The sequence below is a fragment of the Klebsiella terrigena genome, assembly GCF_012029655.1.
GTDB lineage: Bacteria > Pseudomonadota > Gammaproteobacteria > Enterobacterales > Enterobacteriaceae > Klebsiella > Klebsiella terrigena.
This window is the reverse complement of sequence record NZ_CP050508.1, coordinates 3,974,999-3,996,457: the sequence shown is the minus strand read 5'-3', so window position 1 is coordinate 3,996,457 and position 21,459 is coordinate 3,974,999. Positions and strand designations below refer to the sequence as shown.

Annotated in this window: 21 protein-coding genes; 9 read left to right on the top strand and 12 right to left on the bottom strand. The window is 60.1% G+C overall.

All coding sequences use genetic code 11. The features are described 5' to 3' along the window. Positions 1–33: 33 nt before the first annotated feature. From gpmA to modE, 7 genes are all read right to left on the bottom strand, one after another. Positions 34–786, bottom strand: coding sequence for a 2,3-diphosphoglycerate-dependent phosphoglycerate mutase (gpmA, locus tag HCK03_RS18805; RefSeq protein ID WP_041144652.1), 753 nt, complete (start codon positions 784–786; stop codon positions 34–36). Between the two features lie 332 nt (positions 787–1,118). Next, positions 1,119–2,162, bottom strand: coding sequence for a galactose-1-epimerase (galM, locus tag HCK03_RS18800; RefSeq protein ID WP_132511658.1), 1,044 nt, complete (start codon positions 2,160–2,162; stop codon positions 1,119–1,121). Then, complete coding sequence (gene galK, locus HCK03_RS18795) at positions 2,156–3,304, bottom strand: galactokinase (protein ID WP_041144654.1); 1,149 nt, start codon at positions 3,302–3,304, stop codon at positions 2,156–2,158. The genes galM and galK overlap by 7 nt, the downstream gene beginning before the upstream one ends. Positions 3,305–3,306: 2 nt before the next feature. Continuing rightward, positions 3,307–4,353 carry a galactose-1-phosphate uridylyltransferase gene (gene galT, locus HCK03_RS18790; protein ID WP_115193293.1) on the bottom strand — a complete coding sequence of 349 codons (1,047 nt, stop codon included), beginning with the start codon at positions 4,351–4,353 and terminating at the stop codon, positions 3,307–3,309. A gap of 9 nt (positions 4,354–4,362) precedes the next feature. Continuing rightward, complete coding sequence (gene galE / locus HCK03_RS18785; RefSeq protein ID WP_041144656.1) at positions 4,363–5,379, bottom strand: UDP-glucose 4-epimerase GalE; 1,017 nt, start codon at positions 5,377–5,379, stop codon at positions 4,363–4,365. A 206-nt stretch (positions 5,380–5,585) separates the two neighbouring features. Further along, entirely contained in the window at positions 5,586–7,061 is a 1,476-nt protein-coding gene (modF, locus tag HCK03_RS18780) for a molybdate ABC transporter ATP-binding protein ModF (protein WP_167692035.1), read from the bottom strand. A gap of 67 nt (positions 7,062–7,128) precedes the next feature. After that, the gene (gene modE, locus HCK03_RS18775; RefSeq protein ID WP_167692034.1) at positions 7,129–7,917 is read right to left on the bottom strand and encodes a molybdenum-dependent transcriptional regulator; all 789 of its coding nucleotides are present in this window, start codon (positions 7,915–7,917) and stop codon (positions 7,129–7,131) included. A 152-nt stretch (positions 7,918–8,069) separates the two neighbouring features. On the opposite strand from modE, the gene HCK03_RS18770 reads away from it, so the two are divergent. The 4 genes from HCK03_RS18770 to modC all read left to right on the top strand — a co-directional run bounded on the left by HCK03_RS18770 (position 8,070) and on the right by modC (position 10,896). Then, positions 8,070–8,219, top strand: a complete 150-nt coding sequence (locus tag HCK03_RS18770) for an AcrZ family multidrug efflux pump-associated protein (RefSeq protein WP_041144659.1) — start codon at positions 8,070–8,072, stop codon at positions 8,217–8,219. Between the two features lie 153 nt (positions 8,220–8,372). Next, positions 8,373–9,149, top strand: a complete 777-nt coding sequence (modA, locus tag HCK03_RS18765; protein WP_115193291.1) for a molybdate ABC transporter substrate-binding protein — start codon at positions 8,373–8,375, stop codon at positions 9,147–9,149. Beyond that, complete coding sequence (gene modB / locus HCK03_RS18760; RefSeq protein WP_167692033.1) at positions 9,146–9,835, top strand: molybdate ABC transporter permease subunit; 690 nt, start codon at positions 9,146–9,148, stop codon at positions 9,833–9,835. Before modA ends, modB begins: the two co-directional genes overlap by 4 nt. A 2-nt stretch (positions 9,836–9,837) precedes the next feature. Next, on the top strand, positions 9,838–10,896 hold the full coding sequence (gene modC, locus HCK03_RS18755) for a molybdenum ABC transporter ATP-binding protein ModC (protein WP_076944975.1): 1,059 nt from the start codon (positions 9,838–9,840) through the stop codon (positions 10,894–10,896). Here the strand turns inward: modC and HCK03_RS18750 are convergent, their stop codons facing one another. Continuing rightward, positions 10,897–11,715 (bottom strand): pyridoxal phosphatase, encoded by an 819-nt coding sequence (locus HCK03_RS18750; RefSeq protein ID WP_041144663.1) that lies wholly within the window; start codon positions 11,713–11,715, stop codon positions 10,897–10,899. 173 nt (positions 11,716–11,888) lie between these two features. Between HCK03_RS18750 and pgl the strand changes: the two genes are divergently transcribed. After that, positions 11,889–12,884, top strand: a complete 996-nt coding sequence (gene pgl, locus HCK03_RS18745) for a 6-phosphogluconolactonase (RefSeq protein WP_041144664.1) — start codon at positions 11,889–11,891, stop codon at positions 12,882–12,884. 89 nt (positions 12,885–12,973) lie between these two features. Here the strand turns inward: pgl and HCK03_RS18740 are convergent, their stop codons facing one another. From HCK03_RS18740 to HCK03_RS18725, 4 genes are all read right to left on the bottom strand, one after another. Further along, entirely contained in the window at positions 12,974–13,777 is an 804-nt protein-coding gene (locus HCK03_RS18740) for an anti-sigma factor family protein (RefSeq protein WP_167692032.1), read from the bottom strand. Beyond that, positions 13,774–14,325, bottom strand: coding sequence for an RNA polymerase sigma factor (locus HCK03_RS18735; protein ID WP_115194002.1), 552 nt, complete (start codon positions 14,323–14,325; stop codon positions 13,774–13,776). The genes HCK03_RS18740 and HCK03_RS18735 overlap by 4 nt, the downstream gene beginning before the upstream one ends. Next, positions 14,312–14,863 (bottom strand): tetratricopeptide repeat protein, encoded by a 552-nt coding sequence (locus HCK03_RS18730; RefSeq protein ID WP_041144667.1) that lies wholly within the window; start codon positions 14,861–14,863, stop codon positions 14,312–14,314. Before HCK03_RS18730 ends, HCK03_RS18735 begins: the two co-directional genes overlap by 14 nt. A gap of 213 nt (positions 14,864–15,076) precedes the next feature. Beyond that, on the bottom strand, positions 15,077–16,360 hold the full coding sequence (locus HCK03_RS18725) for a putative acyl-CoA thioester hydrolase (RefSeq protein ID WP_167692031.1): 1,284 nt from the start codon (positions 16,358–16,360) through the stop codon (positions 15,077–15,079). Positions 16,361–16,635: 275 nt separating this feature from the next. On the opposite strand from HCK03_RS18725, the gene hutI reads away from it, so the two are divergent. The 4 genes from hutI (at position 16,636) to hutU (ending at position 21,458) form a co-directional block, all read left to right on the top strand. After that, positions 16,636–17,895: an imidazolonepropionase gene (gene hutI, locus HCK03_RS18720; protein WP_167692030.1), complete on the top strand. Its 1,260-nt coding sequence runs from the start codon at positions 16,636–16,638 to the stop codon at positions 17,893–17,895. Next, entirely contained in the window at positions 17,892–18,848 is a 957-nt protein-coding gene (gene hutG / locus HCK03_RS18715; protein ID WP_167692029.1) for a formimidoylglutamase, read from the top strand. Before hutI ends, hutG begins: the two co-directional genes overlap by 4 nt. 56 nt (positions 18,849–18,904) lie before the next feature. After that, the gene (locus tag HCK03_RS18710) at positions 18,905–19,630 is read left to right on the top strand and encodes a histidine utilization repressor (RefSeq protein ID WP_041147549.1); all 726 of its coding nucleotides are present in this window, start codon (positions 18,905–18,907) and stop codon (positions 19,628–19,630) included. 142 nt (positions 19,631–19,772) lie between these two features. Beyond that, the gene (gene hutU / locus HCK03_RS18705) at positions 19,773–21,458 is read left to right on the top strand and encodes a urocanate hydratase (protein ID WP_141334989.1); all 1,686 of its coding nucleotides are present in this window, start codon (positions 19,773–19,775) and stop codon (positions 21,456–21,458) included. Position 21,459: the final 1 nt, after the last annotated feature.

Genomic DNA, 21,459 nt, shown 5'->3' with positions numbered 1-21,459 from the left:
GAGCAATCCACGCTTTTTTTATGCCAGCGAAAATTACTTCGCTTTACCCTGGTTCGCTACTGCCGCCGCTTTTGCCGCGATTTCATCAGCGTTGCCCAGATAGTAGTGTTTGATCGGCTTGAAGTTTTCGTCAAACTCATACACCAGCGGTACGCCGGTCGGGATGTTCAGTTCGAGGATCTCTTCTTCACCCATGTTGTCGAGGTATTTAACCAGCGCACGCAGGGAGTTACCGTGAGCGGCAATGATAACGCGCTCGCCGCTTTTCAGACGCGGCAGAATGGTTTCATTCCAGTAAGGCACCACGCGCTCGATGGTCAGCGCCAGGCTTTCGGTTACCGGCAGCTCGGCATCGGTCAGCTTCGCGTAACGCGGATCGTGGCCCGGGAAGCGCTCGTCGTCTTTGGTCAGCTCCGGCGGCGTAATGGCAAAACCACGACGCCACTGCTTAACCTGCTCGTCACCGTATTTTTCAGCGGTTTCAGCTTTATTCAGACCCTGCAGCGCGCCGTAGTGGCGTTCGTTCAGTTTCCAGGATTTCTCAACCGGCAGCCAGGCTTGATCCAGTTCGTCCAGCACGTTCCACAGGGTATGGATGGCACGTTTCAGCACAGAGGTATAAGCGAAGTCGAAGCTGAAGCCTTCCTCTTTCAGCAGTTTACCTGCCGCTTTTGCTTCACCCACGCCTTTCTCGGACAGATCGACATCGTACCAACCGGTGAAACGGTTTTCGTTGTTCCATTGGCTTTCGCCGTGACGGACCAGTACCAGCTTAGTTACAGCCATTCTCTCACTCCTCAATACAACACGCCGTCCTTCGCGCTGTGGCTCAGCGGCCGCCCTGTTCATCCTGCGCGCATAGTTAGCTATGTTTTGCGGGACTCACTCAGTGGCCGAATCGATACAACCCGAACGCTGCGGTGTATGCGTTTATTGATTGATAACTATTCTCATTATATTGCTGTGATTTACCTCACGGCAACGCTTATCCCTAACCATAGCGAAAATAGTGGCTCAGTGTAAGATGCTTGTAAATCAGCGGTTATATTTTTGTCTGAAGGTGGCGCAATTTACGCCAAAGTGGCGAAAAAAAGCCCTCCATCAGGAGGGCGGGGGGATTATCTGGCGATAAACTGGTATTCCGTCAGGCTGACGTACTCCTCGCCCGGGCGCAATACGCAATCCGGCTGCGGCCAGTGCGGGTGGTTTGGCGAGTCGGGCAGGAATTCGCTTTCAAGCGCCAGGCCCTGCCAGTCGGCGTACGGCTGCTCCGTGCGCGACGGCGTGCCGCCGAGGTAGTTGCCGGAATAGAACTGCAGCGCCGGGGCGGAGGTGTAGACCGTCATCTGCAGCTTTTCATCCTGCGACCACAGGTGAGCCGCCGGCTGGCCTGCGTCGCCCTGCGCCTGCAGCAGAAACGCATGATCGTAGCCTTTCACCTTGCGCTGATCGTCATCGCTCAGGAAACGCTCCGCCAGCAGCTGAGGCTCGCGGAAGTCAAAGCTGGTTTCGGCCACGTCGCGCAGATCGCCGCCGGGGATCCCGTCGCTCTCTACCGGCAAATAGCGGTCGGCGAAGAGCTGCAGCCGATGCTGGCGAACGTCGGTCTGCTGGCCATCAAGGTTAAAGTAGACGTGGTTGGTCAGATTCACCGGGCAGGGCCGATCGACGGTGGCGCGGTATTCGATGGCAATACGGTTATCGTCGGTCAGGCGATAGTGCGCCGTAGCCTGCAAAGCCCCCGGGAATCCCTGGTCGCCGTCGGCGGAAGAGAGTGAAAACAGCGCCTGACGCTCGTCGGCGCTGACTATCTGCCAGCGGCGCTTATCAAATCCGTCCGGCCCGCCGTGCAGCTGGTGGCCGGCGTCAGTAGACGGCACCACGTTGACGGTATGGCCATCGAGCATAAAGCGGCTGTTGGCGATGCGGTTGGCATAGCGGCCGACCGAGGCGCCGAGAAAGGCCGCCTGGCGGGTATACTGCTGCGGCGAGGCGCAGCCGAGCAGGGCTTCGCGGACGCTGCCGTCAGCCAGAGTGACCCTGGCGGAGAGCAGCGTAGCGCCCCAGTCCATCAGCGTGACTACCATTCCGGCGTCGTTGCGCAGGGTAATGAGTCGCCACGGCTGGCCGTCCGGCGCGCGTTCTGTGGTTTGATTTAGCACTGGCCGGCTCCCTGGGAAGGTTTGCAAACGTAGAAGGTCTCTTTAATCCCGGTTTTCGCTTCATACTGTGCGGCAACGGCCTGCTGAACGGTATCCACCAGCTCTTCCGGTACCAGGGCGACGATGCAGCCGCCGAAGCCGCCGCCGGTCATGCGTACGCCGCCTTTGTCGCCGATGGTGGCTTTAACGATCTCAACCAGGGCGTCAATTTGCGGGACGGTGATTTCAAAATCATCGCGCATCGAGGCGTGGGATTCCGCCATCAGCTCGCCCATCCGCTTCAGGTCGCCTTTCTCCAGCGCGGTCGCCGCTTCGACGGTACGGGCGTTTTCGGTCAGCACGTGGCGAACGCGCTGAGCAACGATCGGATCCAGCTCCGCGGCCACGGCGTTGAACTCGGCAAGGGTGACGTCACGCAGCGCCGGCTGCTGGAAGAAGCGCGCGCCGGTTTCACACTGTTCGCGGCGGGTATTGTATTCGCTGCCGACCAGGGTGCGTTTAAAGTTACTGTTGATGATCACCACCGCCACGCCTTTCGGCATCGAGACGGCCCTGGTGCCCAGCGTGCGGCAGTCAATCAGCAGAGCGTGGTCCTTCTTGCCCAGCGCGGAGATCAGCTGGTCCATTATGCCGCAGTTACAGCCGACGAACTGGTTTTCCGCCTCCTGGCCGTTCAGCGCGATTTGCGCGCCGTCCAGCGGCAGATGATAGAGCTGCTGGAATACGGTGCCGACGGCAACCTCCAGCGAAGCGGAGGAGCTTAGGCCGGCCCCCTGGGGGACGTCTCCGGCAATCACCAGATCCGCGCCGCCGAAATGGCCGCTGCGCTTCTGCAGATGCTTCACCACGCCGCGCACGTAGTTGGACCACTGCTGGGTATCGTGGCTAATAATTTTGGCATCCAGCGAGAACTCGTCGTACTGATTTTCATAATCGGCGGCAATCACGCGTACCACGCGGTCGGTGCGCGGCGCGCAGCTGATGACCGTTTGATAGTCAATGGCGCAGGGCAGCACGAAGCCGTCGTTATAGTCGGTATGTTCGCCGATCAAATTAACGCGGCCCGGAGCCTGAATGGTGTGGCTGGCAGGGTAGCCAAATTTCTCGGCAAACAGGGCTTGGGTTTTCTCTTTCAGACTCATTGTTATTCTCCGGATTCGCGAAAATGAACGTCGCTGACCGCGCGCAGACGCTCGGCGGCTTGTTCCGCCGTCAGGTCACGCTGGGTTTCGGCCAGCATTTCGTAGCCGACCATAAATTTGCGTACCGTAGCGGAACGCAGCAGCGGCGGATAAAAGTGGGCGTGAAGCTGCCAGTGATTATTGTCTTCATCGTTAAACGGCGCGCCGTGCCAGCCCATCGAGTAGGGGAATGAGCACTGGAACAGGTTGTCGTAACGGCTGGTCAGCTTTTTCAGCGCCAGCGCAAGATCGGTGCGCTGGGCGTCGGTTAAATCGGTCAGGCGCAGGACGTGCGCCTTCGGCAGCAGCAGGGTCTCAAATGGCCAGGCCGCCCAGTAGGGAACGACGGCCAGCCAGTGTTCAGTTTCGACCACCGTGCGGCTGCCGTCGGCGAGCTCACGCCGGGCGTAATCTACCAGCATCGGCGTGCCGTAGTCGGCGTAGTGCGCTTTCTGCAGGCGATCTTCGCGTTCGGCTTCGTTCGGCAGGAAGCTGTTGGCCCAGACCTGGCCGTGCGGATGCGGGTTGGAGCAGCCCATCGCGGCGCCTTTATTCTCAAACACCTGCACCCACGGGTAGTGCTGGCCGAGATCGGCCGTCTGTTCCTGCCACGCTTTAACCACGCCTTCCAGCGCTTCAACGCTCAGCTCAGGCAGCGTTTTGCTGTGGTCTGGCGAGAAGCAGATGACCCGACTGGTCCCGCGCGCGCTTTGACAGCGCATCAGGGGATCGTCGCTTTCCGGTGCGTCCGGGGTATCGGTCATCAAGGCCGCAAAGTCGTTAGTAAACACGTACGTACCGGCGTAGTTCGGGTTGGTATCACCGGTGACGCGGGTGTTACCCGGGCACAGGAAACAATCCGGATCGTGCGCGGGCAAGGTCAGTTTTGCCGGCGTCTCCTGCGCCCCTTGCCAGGGGCGCTTGGCACGATGCGGGGAAACCAAAATCCACTGCCCGGTTAACGGGTTATAGCGACGGTGCGGATGGTCGACGGGGTTAAATACGCTCATGACGGTTCCTTAGTCTGGGTAACCCTGCGGATGACGGGACTGCCAGTGCCAGGTGTCCTGTGCCATCTCGTCAAGGTTGCGCGTGACGCGCCAGTTCAGTTCACGGTCGGCCTTTTCGGCGTCAGCCCAGTAGGCCGGGAGATCGCCTTCACGACGCGGCGCGAAGTGGTAGTTAATCGGTTTGCCGCAGGCTTTGCTGAAGGCATTAATGACGTCAAGGACGCTGCTGCCTACGCCTGCACCAAGGTTATAAATATGCACGCCTGACTTACCGGCCAGTTTTTCCATCGCCGCAACGTGCCCGTCCGCGAGGTCCATGACGTGGATATAGTCACGCACGCCGGTGCCATCCTCGGTCGGATAGTCGTTACCGAATACCGCCAGCGATTCGCGACGACCCACCGCCACCTGCGCAATGTACGGCATCAGGTTGTTAGGGATGCCCTGCGGGTCTTCGCCCATATCGCCGGACTGGTGAGCGCCAACCGGGTTGAAGTAGCGCAGCAGCGCAATGCTCCAGTCCGGCTGAGCTTTCTGCAGGTCGGCAAGAATTTGCTCGACCATCAGCTTGCTTTTGCCGTACGGGCTTTGCGGCGTGCCGGTCGGGAAGCTTTCAACGTAAGGGATTTTTGGCTGGTCGCCGTAGACGGTGGCGGAGGAGCTGAAAATAAAGTTTTTGACGCCGGCGGCGCGCATGGCGGCAACTAATTTTAATGTGCCGGTCACATTATTGTCGTAGTATTCCAGCGGTTTGGCGACGGATTCGCCGACGGCTTTCAGCCCGGCAAAGTGGATCACCGCCTCAATGGCGTGATCGTGCAGGATCTCGGTCATCAACGCTTCATTGCGGATGTCGCCCTCAACAAAGGTCGCTTTTTTCCCGCCAAGACGCTCAATCACCGGCAGTACGCTGCGCTTACTGTTGCAGAGGTTGTCGAGAATAATCACTTCATGCCCCTGCAGCAGCAGCTGCACGCAGGTATGACTTCCAATGTAACCGCTACCACCTGTAACCAATACTTTCATGACTCGCTCCAATAGGCTTATCGTATGTGAAGACGATAGCATATCAAAGAACGAAAAAGTGTGACACAGACCAAATTGGTGGTATCGCTTACACTAAAATACATAAACGCTATATTTAAATTATTATCATTTTAAAACATGAGTTTAGTTGTTATTTGTGAACTTTTTCTGAAAAAATTCAGGGATCCGCAGATCCCTGAATTGGCCTATTTTGCCAGCGGACCGATTCGATAAGTGTAATCGTCTCCACTGGGGATAAACTCGAGGCGGTGGGTGATGCAGTCCGGGGCATCCTCGGCGTGGTGGGAGACAAACAGCAGCTGGGTTGCCCCTTCGCTAATCAGCACGTCAACAAAGCGGCGTACCAGCTGGCGGTTAAGAGGGTCGAGCCCCTGCAGCGGCTCGTCGAGGATCAGCAGCGTCGGGTGTTTCACCAGCGCGCGCACAATCAGCGCCAGGCGCTGCTGGCCCCACGACAGGCTGTGGAACGGGGCGTCGGCGGTGCGGCCGTCGATACCCAGAATATCCAGCCAGGTCTGCACCAGCTTGCGCTGCTTATCGGAAACGGCCTGATAGATGCCTATCGAGTCGAAATAGCCCGACAGAATGACGTTGCGCACGGTGGTGCTGACGCGATACTCCAGGTGCAGGCTGCTGCTGACGTAGCCGATATGCTTTTTGATATCCCAGATGGTTTCACCGCTGCCGCGACGGCGGCCAAACAGGGTCAGATCGTTGCTGTATCCCTGCGGATGATCGCCGGTTATCAGGCTGAGCAGGGTCGATTTCCCGGCGCCGTTGGGCCCGACTATCTGCCAGTGCTCGCCGGGATTGACCTGCCAGCTCAGGTGATTGAGGATTGCCCGGTCGTTATAGGACACCACCCCGTCGTTGAGGATAATGCGCGGCGTATCGGCAACCAGAGAGTGGCGGGCGGCGGGGGCATCCGGCTCCGGCAGTGCGATCCCGTCAAGCTGCTCGCTGTGGGCCAGCTGAGCGATCAGCGCCTGCTGCAGCAGGGTCTGCTTCTCCCCGATTTCGCTTAGTGTACAGTCCGCCAGCACGCCGGCAAACTGGACGAAAGCGGGGATCTCGTCGAACCGGTTGAGCACCAGCACGAGAGCGATGCCCTCGCCGTGCAGGGTCGCCAGCAGCTCGGCCAGCTGGTGGCGGGAGGCCACGTCAAGGCCATCGAAAGGCTCATCGAGGATCAGTAAATCCGGCTTCGCCATCAGCGCCTGGCACAGCAGCGTTTTGCGCGTCTCGCCGGTAGAGAGATATTTAAAACGGCGCTGCAGCAGGCTGGAAATGCCAAACAACCCGGCAAGATGCGCGCAGCGGGCGGCATCCTTATACTCATCCTGGATTATCTCATGAGTAAAGCGGCCGGTGTCGTCTTCACCCGGGCTGAGCAGATCGGTGTTGTTGCGCTGCCACTCGTCGCTGACCAGCTTCTGTAGCTGTTCAAAGGAGAGGCGGGTGATGCGGGTAAAATCACTTTCACGCTCGCCGGAGAGCAGGGTGAGTTCGCCGGATAGCGCGCGGGCCAGCGCGGATTTACCGCTGCCGTTGCTACCGACGAAGGCCCAGCTTTCGCCAGCGCCAACGGTGAGGTGTTCAATATTTAACGTTTTTGTGTCGCTCAGGCGGAACGTGCCTTGCGATATTTGCAATGATGACATTGTGTATCCCACTTTTTGCAGCAATATGCTTCAGGGATACGTCTTCAGGCGGGCAATGTCAATCCCGTCAGCACAAGGTGGCAATAATGATGCGGTCGGCATTGAAATAGGCGATCGCCTCGGCGCCTTCAGCCAGCCCTTCGGTCTGCTCCCACGGCAGGGTTGCGCACAGGTTCTGACCGTCCGGCAGCGCCATCAGCACTTCGCACTGCTCCGGCCCGTATTCAATATGGTCGATCCGTCCCGTCAGCTGGTTGTCGGCCTCTGCCGCCACGGTCGGGTCCTGGGTCATACCGACCCACGGCGCTTTCAGCAAAACCAGCACCTCCTGGCCTTCATCCAGGCCGAGCCGTTCGGCGCTTCGGGCGGTGATCGCGACTTTTAGGCGGGTTTGGCCGTCGGCCAGCAAAACCTCAACGTGCTGCTGCACCTGCTGATGGTCGCGGCCGGTGATGGTGCCAAACCACTGGTTACGGGCGCTGGTTTGCAGGGAGAAGCGGGAGATGGCGGCGAGCAGGCTGTCGAGGGGCAGGGCGTCGTCGTCGCTCAGGACGTCAAACGCTTTCTGCTGAATCTGCGCCAGCAGGTCGTAAAGCTGGATCAGCCGCTGGCCGTAGCGGGTCAGCACCGCGCCGCCGCCGCCTTTACCGCCGGTGGCGCGGTCAACCAGCGCCTGCTCGCTCAGCTGATTCATTTCATTAATGGCATCCCACGCGCTTTTATAGCTGATGCCGGCATTTTTCGCGCCCTGGCTAATGGAACCCGTCTGGTCAATTTGCTTCAGCAGGGAGATGCGGCGAGGGTCGGCGAACAGGCGCTGCTGTAATTTCAGGGTGAGGAGAATTTCGGCCTGCATAATAATATCCTGGCAAAAAGGGTATTGTGACCGATAGCGGGCATCTTGCAAGATAGTTCTCTGGCGGTAGTCGGCGAGGCATCGCACAAATGGGGCGTGTTTTTCCTGCTGAAACGGTTACACTTAAGCATTCGTACTTTCTGGAGCCAACTATGTTAGAGCTATTGAAAAGTCTGGTTTTTGCCGTGGTCATGGTCCCGGTGGTGATGGCTATCATCCTCGGTCTGATATACGGTCTGGGCGAAGTGTTCAACATCTTCTCCGGCGTCGGTCATAAAGATCGCGGCCAGCAAAAAAACTGATTTCCTGACGCCCGGTTTCGCCGGGCGTTTTTTTATCCCTCCCTTTTTATCTCTCCCTTTTGATCCTCATCTGGTTACCGCCAATTGGCGCTGGGAAAACCCTGCACATATCGTTATATTGTTTATTACATAACGCACACGCAGGAGTTTCAGATGGCACGTCAATGGTTACGTTTTTTTGTCGGAGCAACGCTAACGCTCTCCGTTGCCGGACAGGCGCTGGCTGAAGAGGGGAAGATAACGGTCTTCGCAGCGGCTTCATTAACCAACGCGATGCAGGATATCGCGAAGGCCTATAAGCAGGAGAAAAAGGTTGATGTGGTCTCATCTTTTGCCTCCTCTTCAACGCTGGCACGGCAAATTGAGGCGGGCGCGCCTGCTGACCTGTTTATCTCCGCAGACCAGAAGTGGATGGATTACGCGGTCGAGAAAAAAGCGATCGATACCGCCACGCGCGCCACGCTGTTGGGTAACAGCCTGGTCGTCGTTGCGCCTAAGGCCAGCACGCAAAGTGAGATTACCATCAGCAGCAAGACCGACTGGACCAGCCTGCTGAAGGGCGGTCGTCTGGCGGTGGGCGATCCGCAGCACGTGCCGGCCGGGATTTATGCTAAAGAAGCGCTGCAAAAGCTGGGTGCGTGGGATACCCTGTCAGCAAAACTGGCTCCGGCGGAAGACGTGCGCGGGGCGCTGGCGCTGGTTGAACGTGACGAAGCGCCGCTGGGCATTGTTTACGGCTCGGATGCGGTTGCCAGCAAAGGGGTTAAAGTTGTGGGGACCTTCCCGGAAGATTCGCATAAGAAAGTTGAGTATCCGCTGGCCATCGTTGATGGTCATAAAAATGCGACCGTTACCGCATTCTATGACTACCTGAAAGGGCCCGAAGCGTCAGCCATCTTCAAACAATACGGATTTACTACGCGCCAATGATTTTAAGCGATCCCGAATGGCAGGCGGTGCTGCTGAGCCTCAAAGTATCATCCCTGGCGGTGGTGTTTAGCTTACCCTTTGGGATCTTTTTTTCCTGGCTGCTGGTCAGGCGCAGCTTCCCCGGAAAAGCGCTGCTCGACAGCCTTCTCCACCTGCCGCTGGTGCTGCCGCCGGTGGTGGTCGGCTACCTGCTGCTGATTGCGATGGGTAGGCGCGGTTTTATCGGCAGCTGGCTGTATGACTGGCTTGGCCTGACGTTTGCCTTCAGCTGGCGCGGTGCGGTGCTGGCGGCGGCGGTGATGTCGTTTCCTTTAATGGTGCGGGCGATTCGCCTGGCGCTTGAAGGGGTCGATATCAAGCTTGAGCAGGCGGCGCGCACCCTGGGCGCCGGGCGCTGGCGGGTGTTCTTCACCATCACGCTGCCGCTGACGCTGCCGGGTATTATCGTCGGCACCGTGCTGGCCTTCGCCCGCTCGCTGGGCGAGTTTGGCGCGACCATTACCTTCGTTTCCAATATTCCCGGCGAAACGCGCACCATCCCCTCGGCAATGTATACCCTGATCCAAACCCCGGGCGGGGAGGGCGCCGCCGCGCGCTTATGCTTAATTTCCATCGTGCTGGCGCTGATCTCGCTGCTGGTTTCCGAATGGCTGGCGCGCCTCAGCCGCGCGCGGATGGGTAAATAACGATGCTTGAACTCGATTTTACCCAGACGCTGGGAACCCACTGCCTGAGCATTCAGGAGACGCTGCCCGCCAGCGGTATTACCGCGGTGTTTGGCGTATCCGGAGCCGGTAAAACCTCGCTTATCAACGCCATCAGCGGCCTGACCCGGCCGCAGAAAGGGCGCATTGTGCTCAACGGCAGGGTGCTGAACGATGTTGAAAAGCGGATCTGCCTGGCGCCGGAAAAACGGCGCATTGGCTACGTTTTCCAGGACGCCCGCCTGTTCCCGCACTACAAAGTGCGCGGCAATTTGCAGTACGGCATGGCGAAGAGTATGGCCGGCCAGTTCGATAAGCTGGTGGCGCTGCTGGGGATTGAGCCGCTGCTCGATCGTCTGCCGGGCGGGCTCTCCGGCGGCGAGAAGCAGCGGGTGGCCATCGGTCGGGCGCTGCTGACCGCCCCCGAGCTGCTGCTGCTTGATGAGCCGCTGGCCTCGCTGGATATTCCGCGCAAGCGCGAGCTGCTGCCCTATCTGCAGCGGCTGGCGCGGGAAATTAATATCCCGATGCTCTACGTCAGCCATTCGCTGGATGAGATCCAGCATCTGGCGGATAAGGTGCTGGTGCTGGAAAACGGCAGCGTGAAGGCGTTTGGCGATCTCGAAGAGGTGTGGAGCAGCAGCGTGATGCACCCGTGGCTGCCGCAGGACCAACAGAGCACGATACTCACCGTTTCGGTTGTCGCCCAGCATCCGCAGTATGCGATGACCGCTCTGGCTCTCGGCGAGCAGCGGCTGTGGGTTAATCAGCTTGATCGGCCTGCGGGCGAATCGGCGCGCATTCGCGTTCAGGCCTCCGACGTATCGCTGGTGCTGGAGCAACCGCAGCGGACCAGCATTCGCAATATTTTACGCGCGCAGGTCGTGCAGTGTATTGAAACCAACGGGCAGATTGAGGTGCAGCTGGAGGTCAGCGGCCGCACGCTGTGGGCGCGCATTAGCCCGTGGGCCAGAGATGACCTGGAGGTGAAGCCAGGTCAGTGGCTGTATGCACAAATCAAGAGCGTGTCGATTAGCGCCTGATCACAGCAGGTTGCGGTTGATAAAGTCGGCAATACTGTTGCTTTCGTTCTCGCCAATCACCACGTTCGCGCGCGCTTTGACTTCGTCGACCGCGTTACCCATCGCCACGCCGGTACCGGCGGCTTCCAGCATGCTGAGGTCGTTATAGTTGTCGCCGAAGGCCACTACGTCCTGCATTGATAGCCCCTGGGCTTCAACCCACTGCGCCAGGCGCTTGCCTTTGCTGTTGCCGGCGCGGGCAATATCGACCTGATCGTGCCACGACCACTCGCACTCCAGCCCCAGCGTCTGGCCGACGTGCTGCGCGAACTGCTGCAGCTTAGGAATGTTTTCGTCGGTGAGGGCGAACTTCCACACCGCCTTCACCTCGCGCGCCGCCTGCGCCAGGGAGTCAACCTGGGTGAAGACCGGGCGCTGCTCCGGCGGCAGCGACTCTGCCCAGCGGGCGGTACGGATGACGTGGCCGGTCGGGTGTTCGTAGAGCATGGCGTCGTCGACGTACATCAGGCCGTGAACGTCGTGGTCGGCGAGCATCGCGGTGAGGCTCAGCGCCTTATCGACCGCCATCGGATCGGCCTGCAGAACCTTTTTTGCCTGATAATCATACAAATAAGTGCCATTACAACAAATTGCAGGTGTATCCAGAGCCAGTGCCTGATAAAAAGGATGGATCGCGACGTGATGTCGACCCGTGACGACGATCACCTGGTAACCGGCCGCGCGGGCACGAGCCAGCGCCTCAAGCGAGGCGGGCAGGATGGTCTTGCTGGAGGTCAGTAGGGTGCCGTCTAAATCCAGGGCAATCACGCGTGAGGTCATGTGTTGTTTCCGGTTAATGGTGAAAAGTGAGCAGGCCATGATGGTACACCGCTGTGCCTCAGGGGCAAATTTTTCAGCATCTACCGTTAAAAGAGTCTATACATTGCATCGAACAAGCAGTTTGATGAATGAAATGTATAAGTTTTCCACGTGCAGTGAGGAAAGGAGCAGTCATGAAACAAACCGTTTATACCGCCAGCCCGGAAAGCCAGCAGATCCACGTCTGGAGCCTGGATCTTGAGGGAAATCTGACCCTGGTGCAGGTTGTCGACGCCCCGGGCCAGGTGCAGCCGATGGTGGTGAGCCCGAATAAAGAGTATCTCTACGTCGGCGTGCGTCCGGAGTTTCGCGTACTGGCCTACCGCATTGCGCCAGATAACGGGGCGCTGACCTTCGCCGGTGAAGCCGCGCTGCCGGGAAGCCCGACGCATATCTCCACCGACCGACTGGGCCGCTTTGTGTTCAGCGCCTCGTATAATTCGGGCTGCGTGAGCGTCACTCCGCTGACCGACGGTCTGCCGGGTGAAACGGTGGCGGTCGTTGAAGGTCTGGAAGGCTGCCACTCTGCCAACATCTCTCCGGATAACCGCACGCTGTGGGTTCCGGCGCTCAAGCAGGACCGCATCTGTCTGTTTACCCTCAGCGATGACGGTTTCCTGGCCGCACAGGATCCGGCGGAAGTCACCACCGTTGAAGGCGCCGGCCCGCGTCATATGGTGTTCCATCCGAACCAGCAGTACGGCTACTGCGTGAACGAGCTGAACAGCTCCGTTGACGTCTGGGAGCTGAAGGATCCGCACGGCAAAATTGAGTGCGTGCAGACGCTGGATATGATGCCTGCCGACTTTACCGGCGTGCGCTGGGCGGCGGATATCCACCTGACCGCCGACGGCCGTCATCTCTACGCCTGCGATCGTACCGCCAGCATTATCACCATCTTCAGCGTCTCCGAAGACGGCAGCGTGCTGGCGATTGAAGGCTACCAGCCGACCGAGGCCCAGCCGCGCGGCTTTAACCTCGATCACAGCGGCAAATACCTGATTGCCGCCGGGCAGAAATCCCACCACGTCGCGGTGTATGAAATCAGCGGCGAGCAGGGTCTGCTGCAGGAGAAAGGACGCTATGCCGTCGGTCAGGGGCCGATGTGGGTCGTTGTTAACGCCCACTAAGCCAAAGTGGCCGACAAAACCTCGCTGCGGCGAGGTTTTTTTATGCGCCGAGCAGACTTAAGTCACCCTCCGATCGGGCGGCGTTGCGCTTATGACAGCGCCGCCTGCAGCGTCCGGGCGCTGCTTTGCAGCTCTGCGCCGGGGTTGCGGCCAATTAAGACGAACTGATATCCCCGATCGTGCCACCAGGCGAGATTCATCCCGTGGCGCTGTTCGCTGCTAATCTCCGCGCTGCCCGGCTGGCGTTGCGCAGAGATGCACAGCGCCATGGGGCCATACTCGGCGTGCATCCAGGCAATCTGCGCGATGGAGGTGCTGTCGTAGCGCAGCATGCGGACCATTTTAAGCTCCGCGCCCTGCAGCCTGAGCTGTTGTTCATTGAGATGCAGGCCAAGATCCTCGGCGGTGCGCGTCAGCCCGCGCTGCAGAAGCGGCGGCGAGCTGTCGAGATCGAGCAGCGTTTCGGCGCTGTAGAGCGACATGTAGCGGGCCTCAAGATCGCGAATGTTGTCGCTCTCATCCTGCTCGTCCGCCGCCGGGCGCGCCAGATAGCCGACTCCGCTACCGATCAGCAAAAAGCTGATCGACGCGGCAATCATTGCGCGGCGGCTAAAAGACGGACGCGGCGCGGCCGTGCGGCTATCCACGGCCTCCGCCAGCTGCGCGTCGAGCCTTGCCTGCATGCGCTCCAGCGGCGCCTCATCGAGCAGGGGCGCAAAGGCCTGGCGATAGTTCTCATTGCTGCTCATCAGCTCGGCGGTGCGGGCGGCAAGCTGGCCATCGCTCTTGAACGCCGCCTCGAAGCTGCGGGCGTCGGCGTTGCTCATCTCACCGTCCAGCCAGGCGACGATGGCTTCATTGTTATAGGGAGGCGTAAAACTTAACGATTTCAAGAGCGTTTCTCCTTCGCTGAGGGCGGGGTAGCTATCGATTTTGCCAGCGTCAGCCTTGCCGCCGCCAGCCGGCTCATAATGGTACCGACCGGCACCGACAGGGTGTCAGCCGCCTCCTGATAGGTAAAGCCTTCGACATACACCAAAAATACGGCATTGCGCTGGGCTTCCGCCAGCGCGCCCACGCGGCGCATAATTTGCCGGTACTGCAGGCTATCTTCCGCCATTTCGCGGGAATCAGGCGCAACCAGCTCTTCGCTGTCGACGAATCCTTGCCCCATCCGCACGTGGCGCGCGCGCAGCTCTGAAATCCAGATGGAGTGGAGAATAGAAAACAGCCATCTGTCGATACGCGTGCCCGGCGTATACTGCGCGCTCCTTTCGAGCGCGCGTACGCAGGTGGACTGTACCAGCTCCTCGGCGACATCGCGGCTGCGCGACAGGACCAGCCCGTAGCGCCAAAGGCGTGAGAGATGCGCGGCGAGCTGTGAGCGAACTTCACTGGTTGTGATTTTCTTACCCTCGTGACGATAATCAGGATTCAGGATGCCCGTTAATGGCCGCCTGCAGATCGCGATACTCCTCGCAACCCTGGCCGCAGATCCCGGCAATCACCTTCAGCTGTTCCTTCGCGAGATCCGGACGACCTTTTATCATCCATGCTTCACCCAGATACTCCCGGGCTTTGGCATAGTTCGGCGCCAGCGCCAGCGAGCGCTGATAGTAACCGATGCCTTCGTCCGTGCGTCCGAGCTTGCGGGTCGCATAGCCGCGGTAGTTCCAGGCCTCGGCCGTATTGCTGTTTTTTAACGAATCCAGCAGGTTCAGTGCCGCCTGGTATTCGCCTTTTTTCGCCAGATGGTAGGCGTAGTTAGTTTTATCCTGATCGCTGAGGCTGCTGGTTTTCTCCGGCACGCACTGTTTAGTGGCGCTGTCATAAACCTGCCCGCTCGGGCAGTCAGGCGTTTTACTCTCGGTACTATTATCGCCCATGGCAAAAACCGGCGGCACGGACAGGAAAAATAGCAGTGCCGGAACGGCCATGCGGCGCGAGGCGGGGCGTAATACGGATGAAAGTACGTTCATTTTAGTCTCCAGAATGGGCGAATGCGCGACCGGGCGCGGTGCCTGGGCGTAGAGCCGAACCGCAGGAGGTAAGCGCCGTCGTTGTCTTTCATCGTGTAAACGCGCCAGCGGGCGTTTTTATTCGTCTAAAAAGCGTCTTTTTTTGCGCAGGGGGAAAGCCGGGCGGGAAGAGGGGGCAAAGGGGGAAGCGGCTCCCCCCTTCAGGCAGGACGATTACTGCTTAGGTTCCGCCACGATAAAGCTTCCCACGCCGCGGTTGTTGTATTCCCACATGCGGTTGAAGCCGTCGTCGTTGAGGTTACGCTGCGCAACGCCTTTGGCGTCTACCGCGCCGGTATTACCGCTGAAGGCGCGGTTAGAGGCTGCCGCATCGGCCCACGGCTTAGCGATATTAAAGCCTTCGTTAATCACGCTATCGCGGATAACCACCTGACCGTTGGTGTTGCTATCAACGTCCAGTGAGCGGCCCAGCTGCGCGACGCCATCGCCGGAAGCGGTGAAGCGGCTGTTGATGGCGAGGAAGCCGTAGGTGACGCTCTTCAGCGTCGCCGGCGCAAAGACGTAGCCCTCTTTCTGCGTGCGGGAATTCACGACGCGGAAATCGGTGTTATCAAAGACAACGGCGCCGCGGCCGGCAACGATATCAACGTCGCCTTCAATATAGCTGTTGCTGACCAGCGTGCGGGTCTGGCGATCGTTCTGCAGACGGTTCTGCACGCCGCTGTTGGTCACGAAGAAGGTGTTCTGGCGACCGAGAATATTGACGTTGTTAATCTGCACCTGGTCGCCATCGCTGCGCAGCGCGACGGCCTGGTGGGTGCCGACATCAACGCTATCGCCGAGGTTGTTAGCGATGGTCAGGTTCTGCAGCTGCAGGCCGTTATTCTGCGACCAGAAGACCGCAGAGCACATCACGCCGACGGTGGCGGTACGCTTGCTCTGGCAGCTGTCGAACATATACCACGCCGGTTTGCCTGGCATATATTTTCCGGCCGGATTGACCAGATGACGCCAGCTGGTGACGTCCATTTCTGAATCGATCGCCTGGCTAATTTTCACATCCAGCGGCTTCTCGCCGGTACCGTAGAGGGTCAGCGCGCCGGGGGCGGCCGGGACATACACGGTACCGGTATATTCACCCGGCATAATCGCAATGAACTGACGGCGGTCGGAGTGACGGGCAATTGCCGCATCGACGGCGGCCTGGATCGTGGTGTGGGTCACGCCCTGAGTCCCCGCAGGCCCGACGACGAAGTCAGGCTGGGCCGGCGCGGCAATGGCCGCCGGCGTCCACGCCGCGGCGTTCGGGTTAAGCGACTGGAAATAGCTCGCCGGCAGGAAATTCTTCGCTTCATCGGCGCTTAAAACGGGGCGAGAGGCGGTGCCTGGCGCTGCCTGGGTAGAGGGTTTCTGATCGGCAGGGGTTGAGCTGCAGGCGGATAACGTCACGCCGAAGGCCAGCGCCAGCGTCAGTCGGGAAACTGAAAATGTGTTCATGTTGCTCCGGGCAAGAATCAATTAGCTATACCCGCCATACTTCAAGCCGCTTCTTTGCTGGCAGCGTGCGCCTGCCACCTCGATACGGGCCGAATTATTTGGGGTGTGTGAATAGATAAGCTCTTTAAAACCTGCTTTTTTATACTAAGTTGAGCAAAACGGGAAGACGCTGAGCCAAAAAGTTAGCGTTATGCTGTTTTGTACCCGCAGGCGGAGCCGTTCGCAGTCACAAAAAAATAACAATAATCCCTGCTTTTATTGACATTCATGGTGGAATGAAAATAAATGTCTATACAACCCATGACAAGTTGACCGCTATGACTGAAGCCACTTCCGATCTCGTTATCTGGCGAAACGCCCGCCTCGCCACGTTGAACCCACAGGACTCGCGGCCTTATGGCCTGCTGGATCGCCACGCGCTGCTAGTGCGCAATGGCCGGATTGAAGCCGTGATCCCCGAAAGCGACGCCCCGGCCGGGCGCAGCGTTGACCTTGGCGGCAGGCTGGTGACGCCGGGGCTGATTGATTGCCATACCCACCTGATCTTCGGCGGCAGCCGGGCGCAGGAGTGGGAGCAGCGGCTCAACGGCGTCTCTTATCAGACCATCAGCGCTAACGGCGGCGGCATTAACTCGACGGTGCGCGCCACCCGCGAGAGCAGCGAAGCGCAGCTGCTGGCGCTGGCGCAGCCGCGCCTCGATCGTCTGCTGCGTGAAGGGGTGACGACGGTTGAAATTAAGTCCGGCTACGGGCTGGATCTGGAAAGCGAACGCAAGATGCTGCGCGTGGCGCGACAGCTGAGCGAAAGCAATGCGTTTGAGCTGTCGGCCACGCTGCTCTCCGCCCACGCGACGCCGCCGGAGTATAAAGGTGACCCCGACGGCTATATCACCCTGGTCTGCGAAACGCTGCTGCCGACGCTGTGGGAAGAGGGACTGTTTGAAAGCGTCGACGTGTTCTGTGAAAACGTCGGCTTCAGCCCGCAGCAAACCGAGCGCGTGTTCAAGGCGGCACAGGCGCGCGGAATTCCGCTGAAGGGCCACGTCGAACAGCTCTCCTCCCTCGGCGGCGCCCAACTGGTGAGCCGCTATCGCGGGCTCTCTGCCGACCATATCGAATATCTGACGGAAGAGGGCGTGGCGGCGATGAGCCACAGCGGGACGGTCGCGGTGCTGCTGCCCGGCGCGTTCTATTTCCTCAACGAGACCCGCCGGCCGCCGGTAGAGCTGCTGCGGCAGTATCAGGTCCCGATGGCGGTGGCGACGGACTACAACCCGGGTACCAGCCCCTTTGCCAGCCTGCATCTGGCGATGAATATGGCCTGCGTCAAGTTCGGCCTGACGCCGGAGGAGGCGTGGGCCGGCGTGACCCGCCACGCGGCGAGGGCGCTGGGGCGTCAGGCGAGCCACGGTCAGCTGGCGGCGGGATTCGTCGCCGATTTTGCCATCTGGGACGCCGAACATCCGGTAGAGATGGTGTATGAACCGGGGCGCAGTCCGCTCTGGCATCGCGTAGTACGAGGAGAGATGCAATGAAGCTGTGGCAACCGACGCCCGCGGGGCTGTGGCAAGGGCGCGACGACAGCGGCGAAGCCGCCAACGCGCTGCGCCTGTTTCAAACGATAGCGCGGGCGGAGCGTTTCGCCCCCGACGAGCAGCCGGGCGACATTGCCCTGCTGGGCTTTGCCTGCGATGAGGGCGTACGGCGCAACCTCGGGCGCACCGGAGCGGAAAAGGGGCCCGAGACGCTGCGGCGGGCGCTGGCGAATATGGCCAGCCACGGCGGCCACGACCGCTGCGTGGATATGGGCACCGTTAGCGTGATGGGCGAGGCGCTGGAGGAGGCTCAGCAGGCGCTGCGCGAGGCGGTGGCCGCCTGCCAGCTCGCCGGCAAACGCACCCTGGTGCTGGGCGGGGGCCACGAAACGGCCTTTGGCCACGGCGCCGGCGTGCTGGACGCGTTCCCCGAGCAAAAGGTCGGCATTATCAACCTCGACGCGCATCTCGATTTACGCTTTGCCGAACGGGCCAGCTCGGGGACGCCGTTCCGCCAGCTGGCGCTGGAGTGCGAGGCGCAGGGGCGCGGCTTTCACTACGCCTGCATCGGCGCCAGCCGCGCGGCAAATACCCAGGCCCTGTGGGATGAAGCGGCGCGTCGCGAGGTGCGGGTCATTGAGGATCTGGACGTTCTGCAGGCCTATGACGAACGGGTTGCGCCGGAAATCGCGCGCCAAATCGCCCTCTACGATCGCCTCTACCTGACCATCGACCTTGACGTCATGCCGGCCCGCGAAATGCCGGCGGTCTCGGCTCCCGCGGCGCTGGGCGTGCCGCTGACCACGCTGCTGCGCATCGTTGAACCGCTGTGCCGCAGCGGCAAGCTGCAGGCGGTGGATCTGGTGGAGTTTAATCCGCAGTTTGACATCGATAGCCAGGGCGCCCGCACGGCGGCCCGGCTGGCATGGCAAATCGCCCATTGGTGGCGCTGACGATTCAGTATATTCTGATCGTTTCGCCGCCCATTGAGAATAAGGAAAGCCAGGCTATGTTTTCACAGCAATCTCGCTCCGCGCCGGCACCGTTCTATGAAAAGGTGAAGCAGGCGATCAGCGAAAAGATCCAAAGCGGCGTCTGGCGCCCGCACGATCGCATCCCTTCGGAAGCGGAGCTGGTGGCGCAGTTTGGTTTTAGCCGTATGACCATCAACCGCGCGCTTCGCGAGCTCACCGACGAAGGCCTGCTGGTGCGCCTGCAGGGAGTAGGGACCTTCGTGGCGGAGCCGAAGGGGCAGTCGGCGCTGTTTGAAGTTCGCAGCATCGCCGATGAAATCGTCTCCCGCCACCACCAGCACCGCTGTGAGGTGCTGCTGCTGGAGGAGACCCAGGCCGATCTTATCCAGGCGGCGGCGCTCAACGTCGCCGAAGGCACGCGGATATTTCACTCCCTGATGGTGCATTTCGAAAACGACGTACCGGTACAAATTGAGGACCGCTGCGTCAACGCCACCGTGGTGCCGGACTATTTGCGCCAGGACTACACCGCCACCACGCCGCACGACTACCTGTCGCTGATTGCCCCGCTAACCGAGGGTGAGCATATTGTCGAAGCGGTGCAGGCGAGCGCGAAGGAGTGCGAGCTGCTGCACATTCATGCCCACGATCCCTGCCTGATGATTCGCCGCCGCACCTGGTCGACGACGCATATTGTTTCCCACGCCCGCCTGCTGTTTCCCGGCAGCCGCTATCGCCTGCAGGGGCGCTTCGGCTCCTGATCCTCAGCGCGTCGGCAAAAGCGTGATTGCTGACGCAATATAACAAAATTGTATCATTTCTGTTAAATCCTGGCTTGCGTAGAGTTGTATAGACAAGTATATGTATCTACGTAAACAACGTTAATAGTCAGGAGAAACCCCGATGTCGCAAAGCAAATACCGCCAGCTGGACGTCCGTGCACCGCGAGGCACGACGCTGAGTGCGAAGAGCTGGCTGACCGAAGCGCCGCTGCGTATGTTAATGAATAACCTCGATCCGGATGTCGCCGAAAACCCGCATGAGCTGGTGGTTTACGGCGGCATTGGACGCGCGGCGCGTAACTGGGAATGCTATGACGCTATCGTGAAGGCGCTGAAAAACCTGGAAAACGATGAGACCCTGCTGGTGCAGTCCGGCAAGCCGGTAGGCGTTTTTAAAACCCATGAAAACTCACCCCGCGTGCTGATCGCCAACTCTAACCTGGTCCCGCACTGGGCGACCTGGGAACACTTCAACGAACTCGACGCCAAAGGCCTGGCCATGTACGGCCAGATGACCGCCGGAAGCTGGATTTATATCGGCAGCCAGGGCATCGTGCAGGGCACCTACGAAACCTTCGTCGAAGCCGGCCGCCAGCACTACGAGGGCAGCCTGAAAGGCCGCTGGGTACTCACCGCCGGCTTGGGCGGAATGGGCGGCGCGCAGCCGCTGGCCGCGACCCTGGCGGGCGCCTGCTCGCTGAACATTGAGTGCCAGCAGAGCCGTATCGATTTCCGCCTGCGTACCCGCTACGTTGACGAGCAGGCGACGTCGCTGGATGACGCCCTGGCCCGCATCAAGAAATATACCGCCGAAGGCCGCGCCGTCTCTATCGCGCTGTGCGGCAACGCCGCCGACATCGTGCCGGAAATGGTAAAACGCGGCGTGCGCCCGGACATGGTCACCGACCAGACCAGCGCCCACGACCCGCTGCACGGCTATCTGCCGAAAGGCTGGAGCTGGGAAGAGTATCAGGAAAAAGCGGTCTCCGACCCGCAGGGTACCATTCAGGCCTCCAAACGCTCGATGGCCGACCACGTTCAGGCCATGCTGGCCTTCCATGAGATGGGCATTCCGACCTTCGACTACGGCAACAACATTCGCCAGATGGCCCAGGAAATGGGCGTCGCCAGGGCCTTCGACTTCCCGGGCTTCGTTCCTGCCTATATTCGCCCGCTGTTCTGCCGCGGTATCGGCCCGTTCCGCTGGGTGGCGCTCTCCGGCGACCCGCAGGATATTTATAAGACCGATGCCAAAGTGAAAGAGATTGTCAAAGACGACAAGCATCTGCACCACTGGCTGGATATGGCGCGCGAGCGCATCAGCTTCCAGGGCCTGCCGGCGCGTATCTGCTGGGTTGGCCTGGAGTGGCGCCAGAAGCTGGGCCTGGCCTTTAACGAAATGGTTCGCAGCGGCGAAGTCTCCGCGCCGATCGTTATCGGTCGCGACCACCTGGATTCCGGATCGGTTGCCAGCCCGAACCGTGAAACCGAATCGATGCGCGATGGCTCCGACGCGGTGTCCGACTGGCCGCTGCTTAACGCCCTGCTGAATACGGCCAGCGGCGCGACCTGGGTCTCTCTGCACCACGGCGGTGGCGTTGGCATGGGCTTCTCTCAGCACTCCGGAATGGTTATCGTCTGCGACGGAACCGACGAAGCGGCCGCGCGAATCGCTCGCGTTCTGCATAACGACCCGGCAACCGGCGTGATGCGTCACGCGGATGCGGGCTATGAGATTGCGATTGAATGCGCAGCGGAACAAGGACTGAATCTTCCTATGGTGTCAGCAACGCAGGGGCAACGCTGAA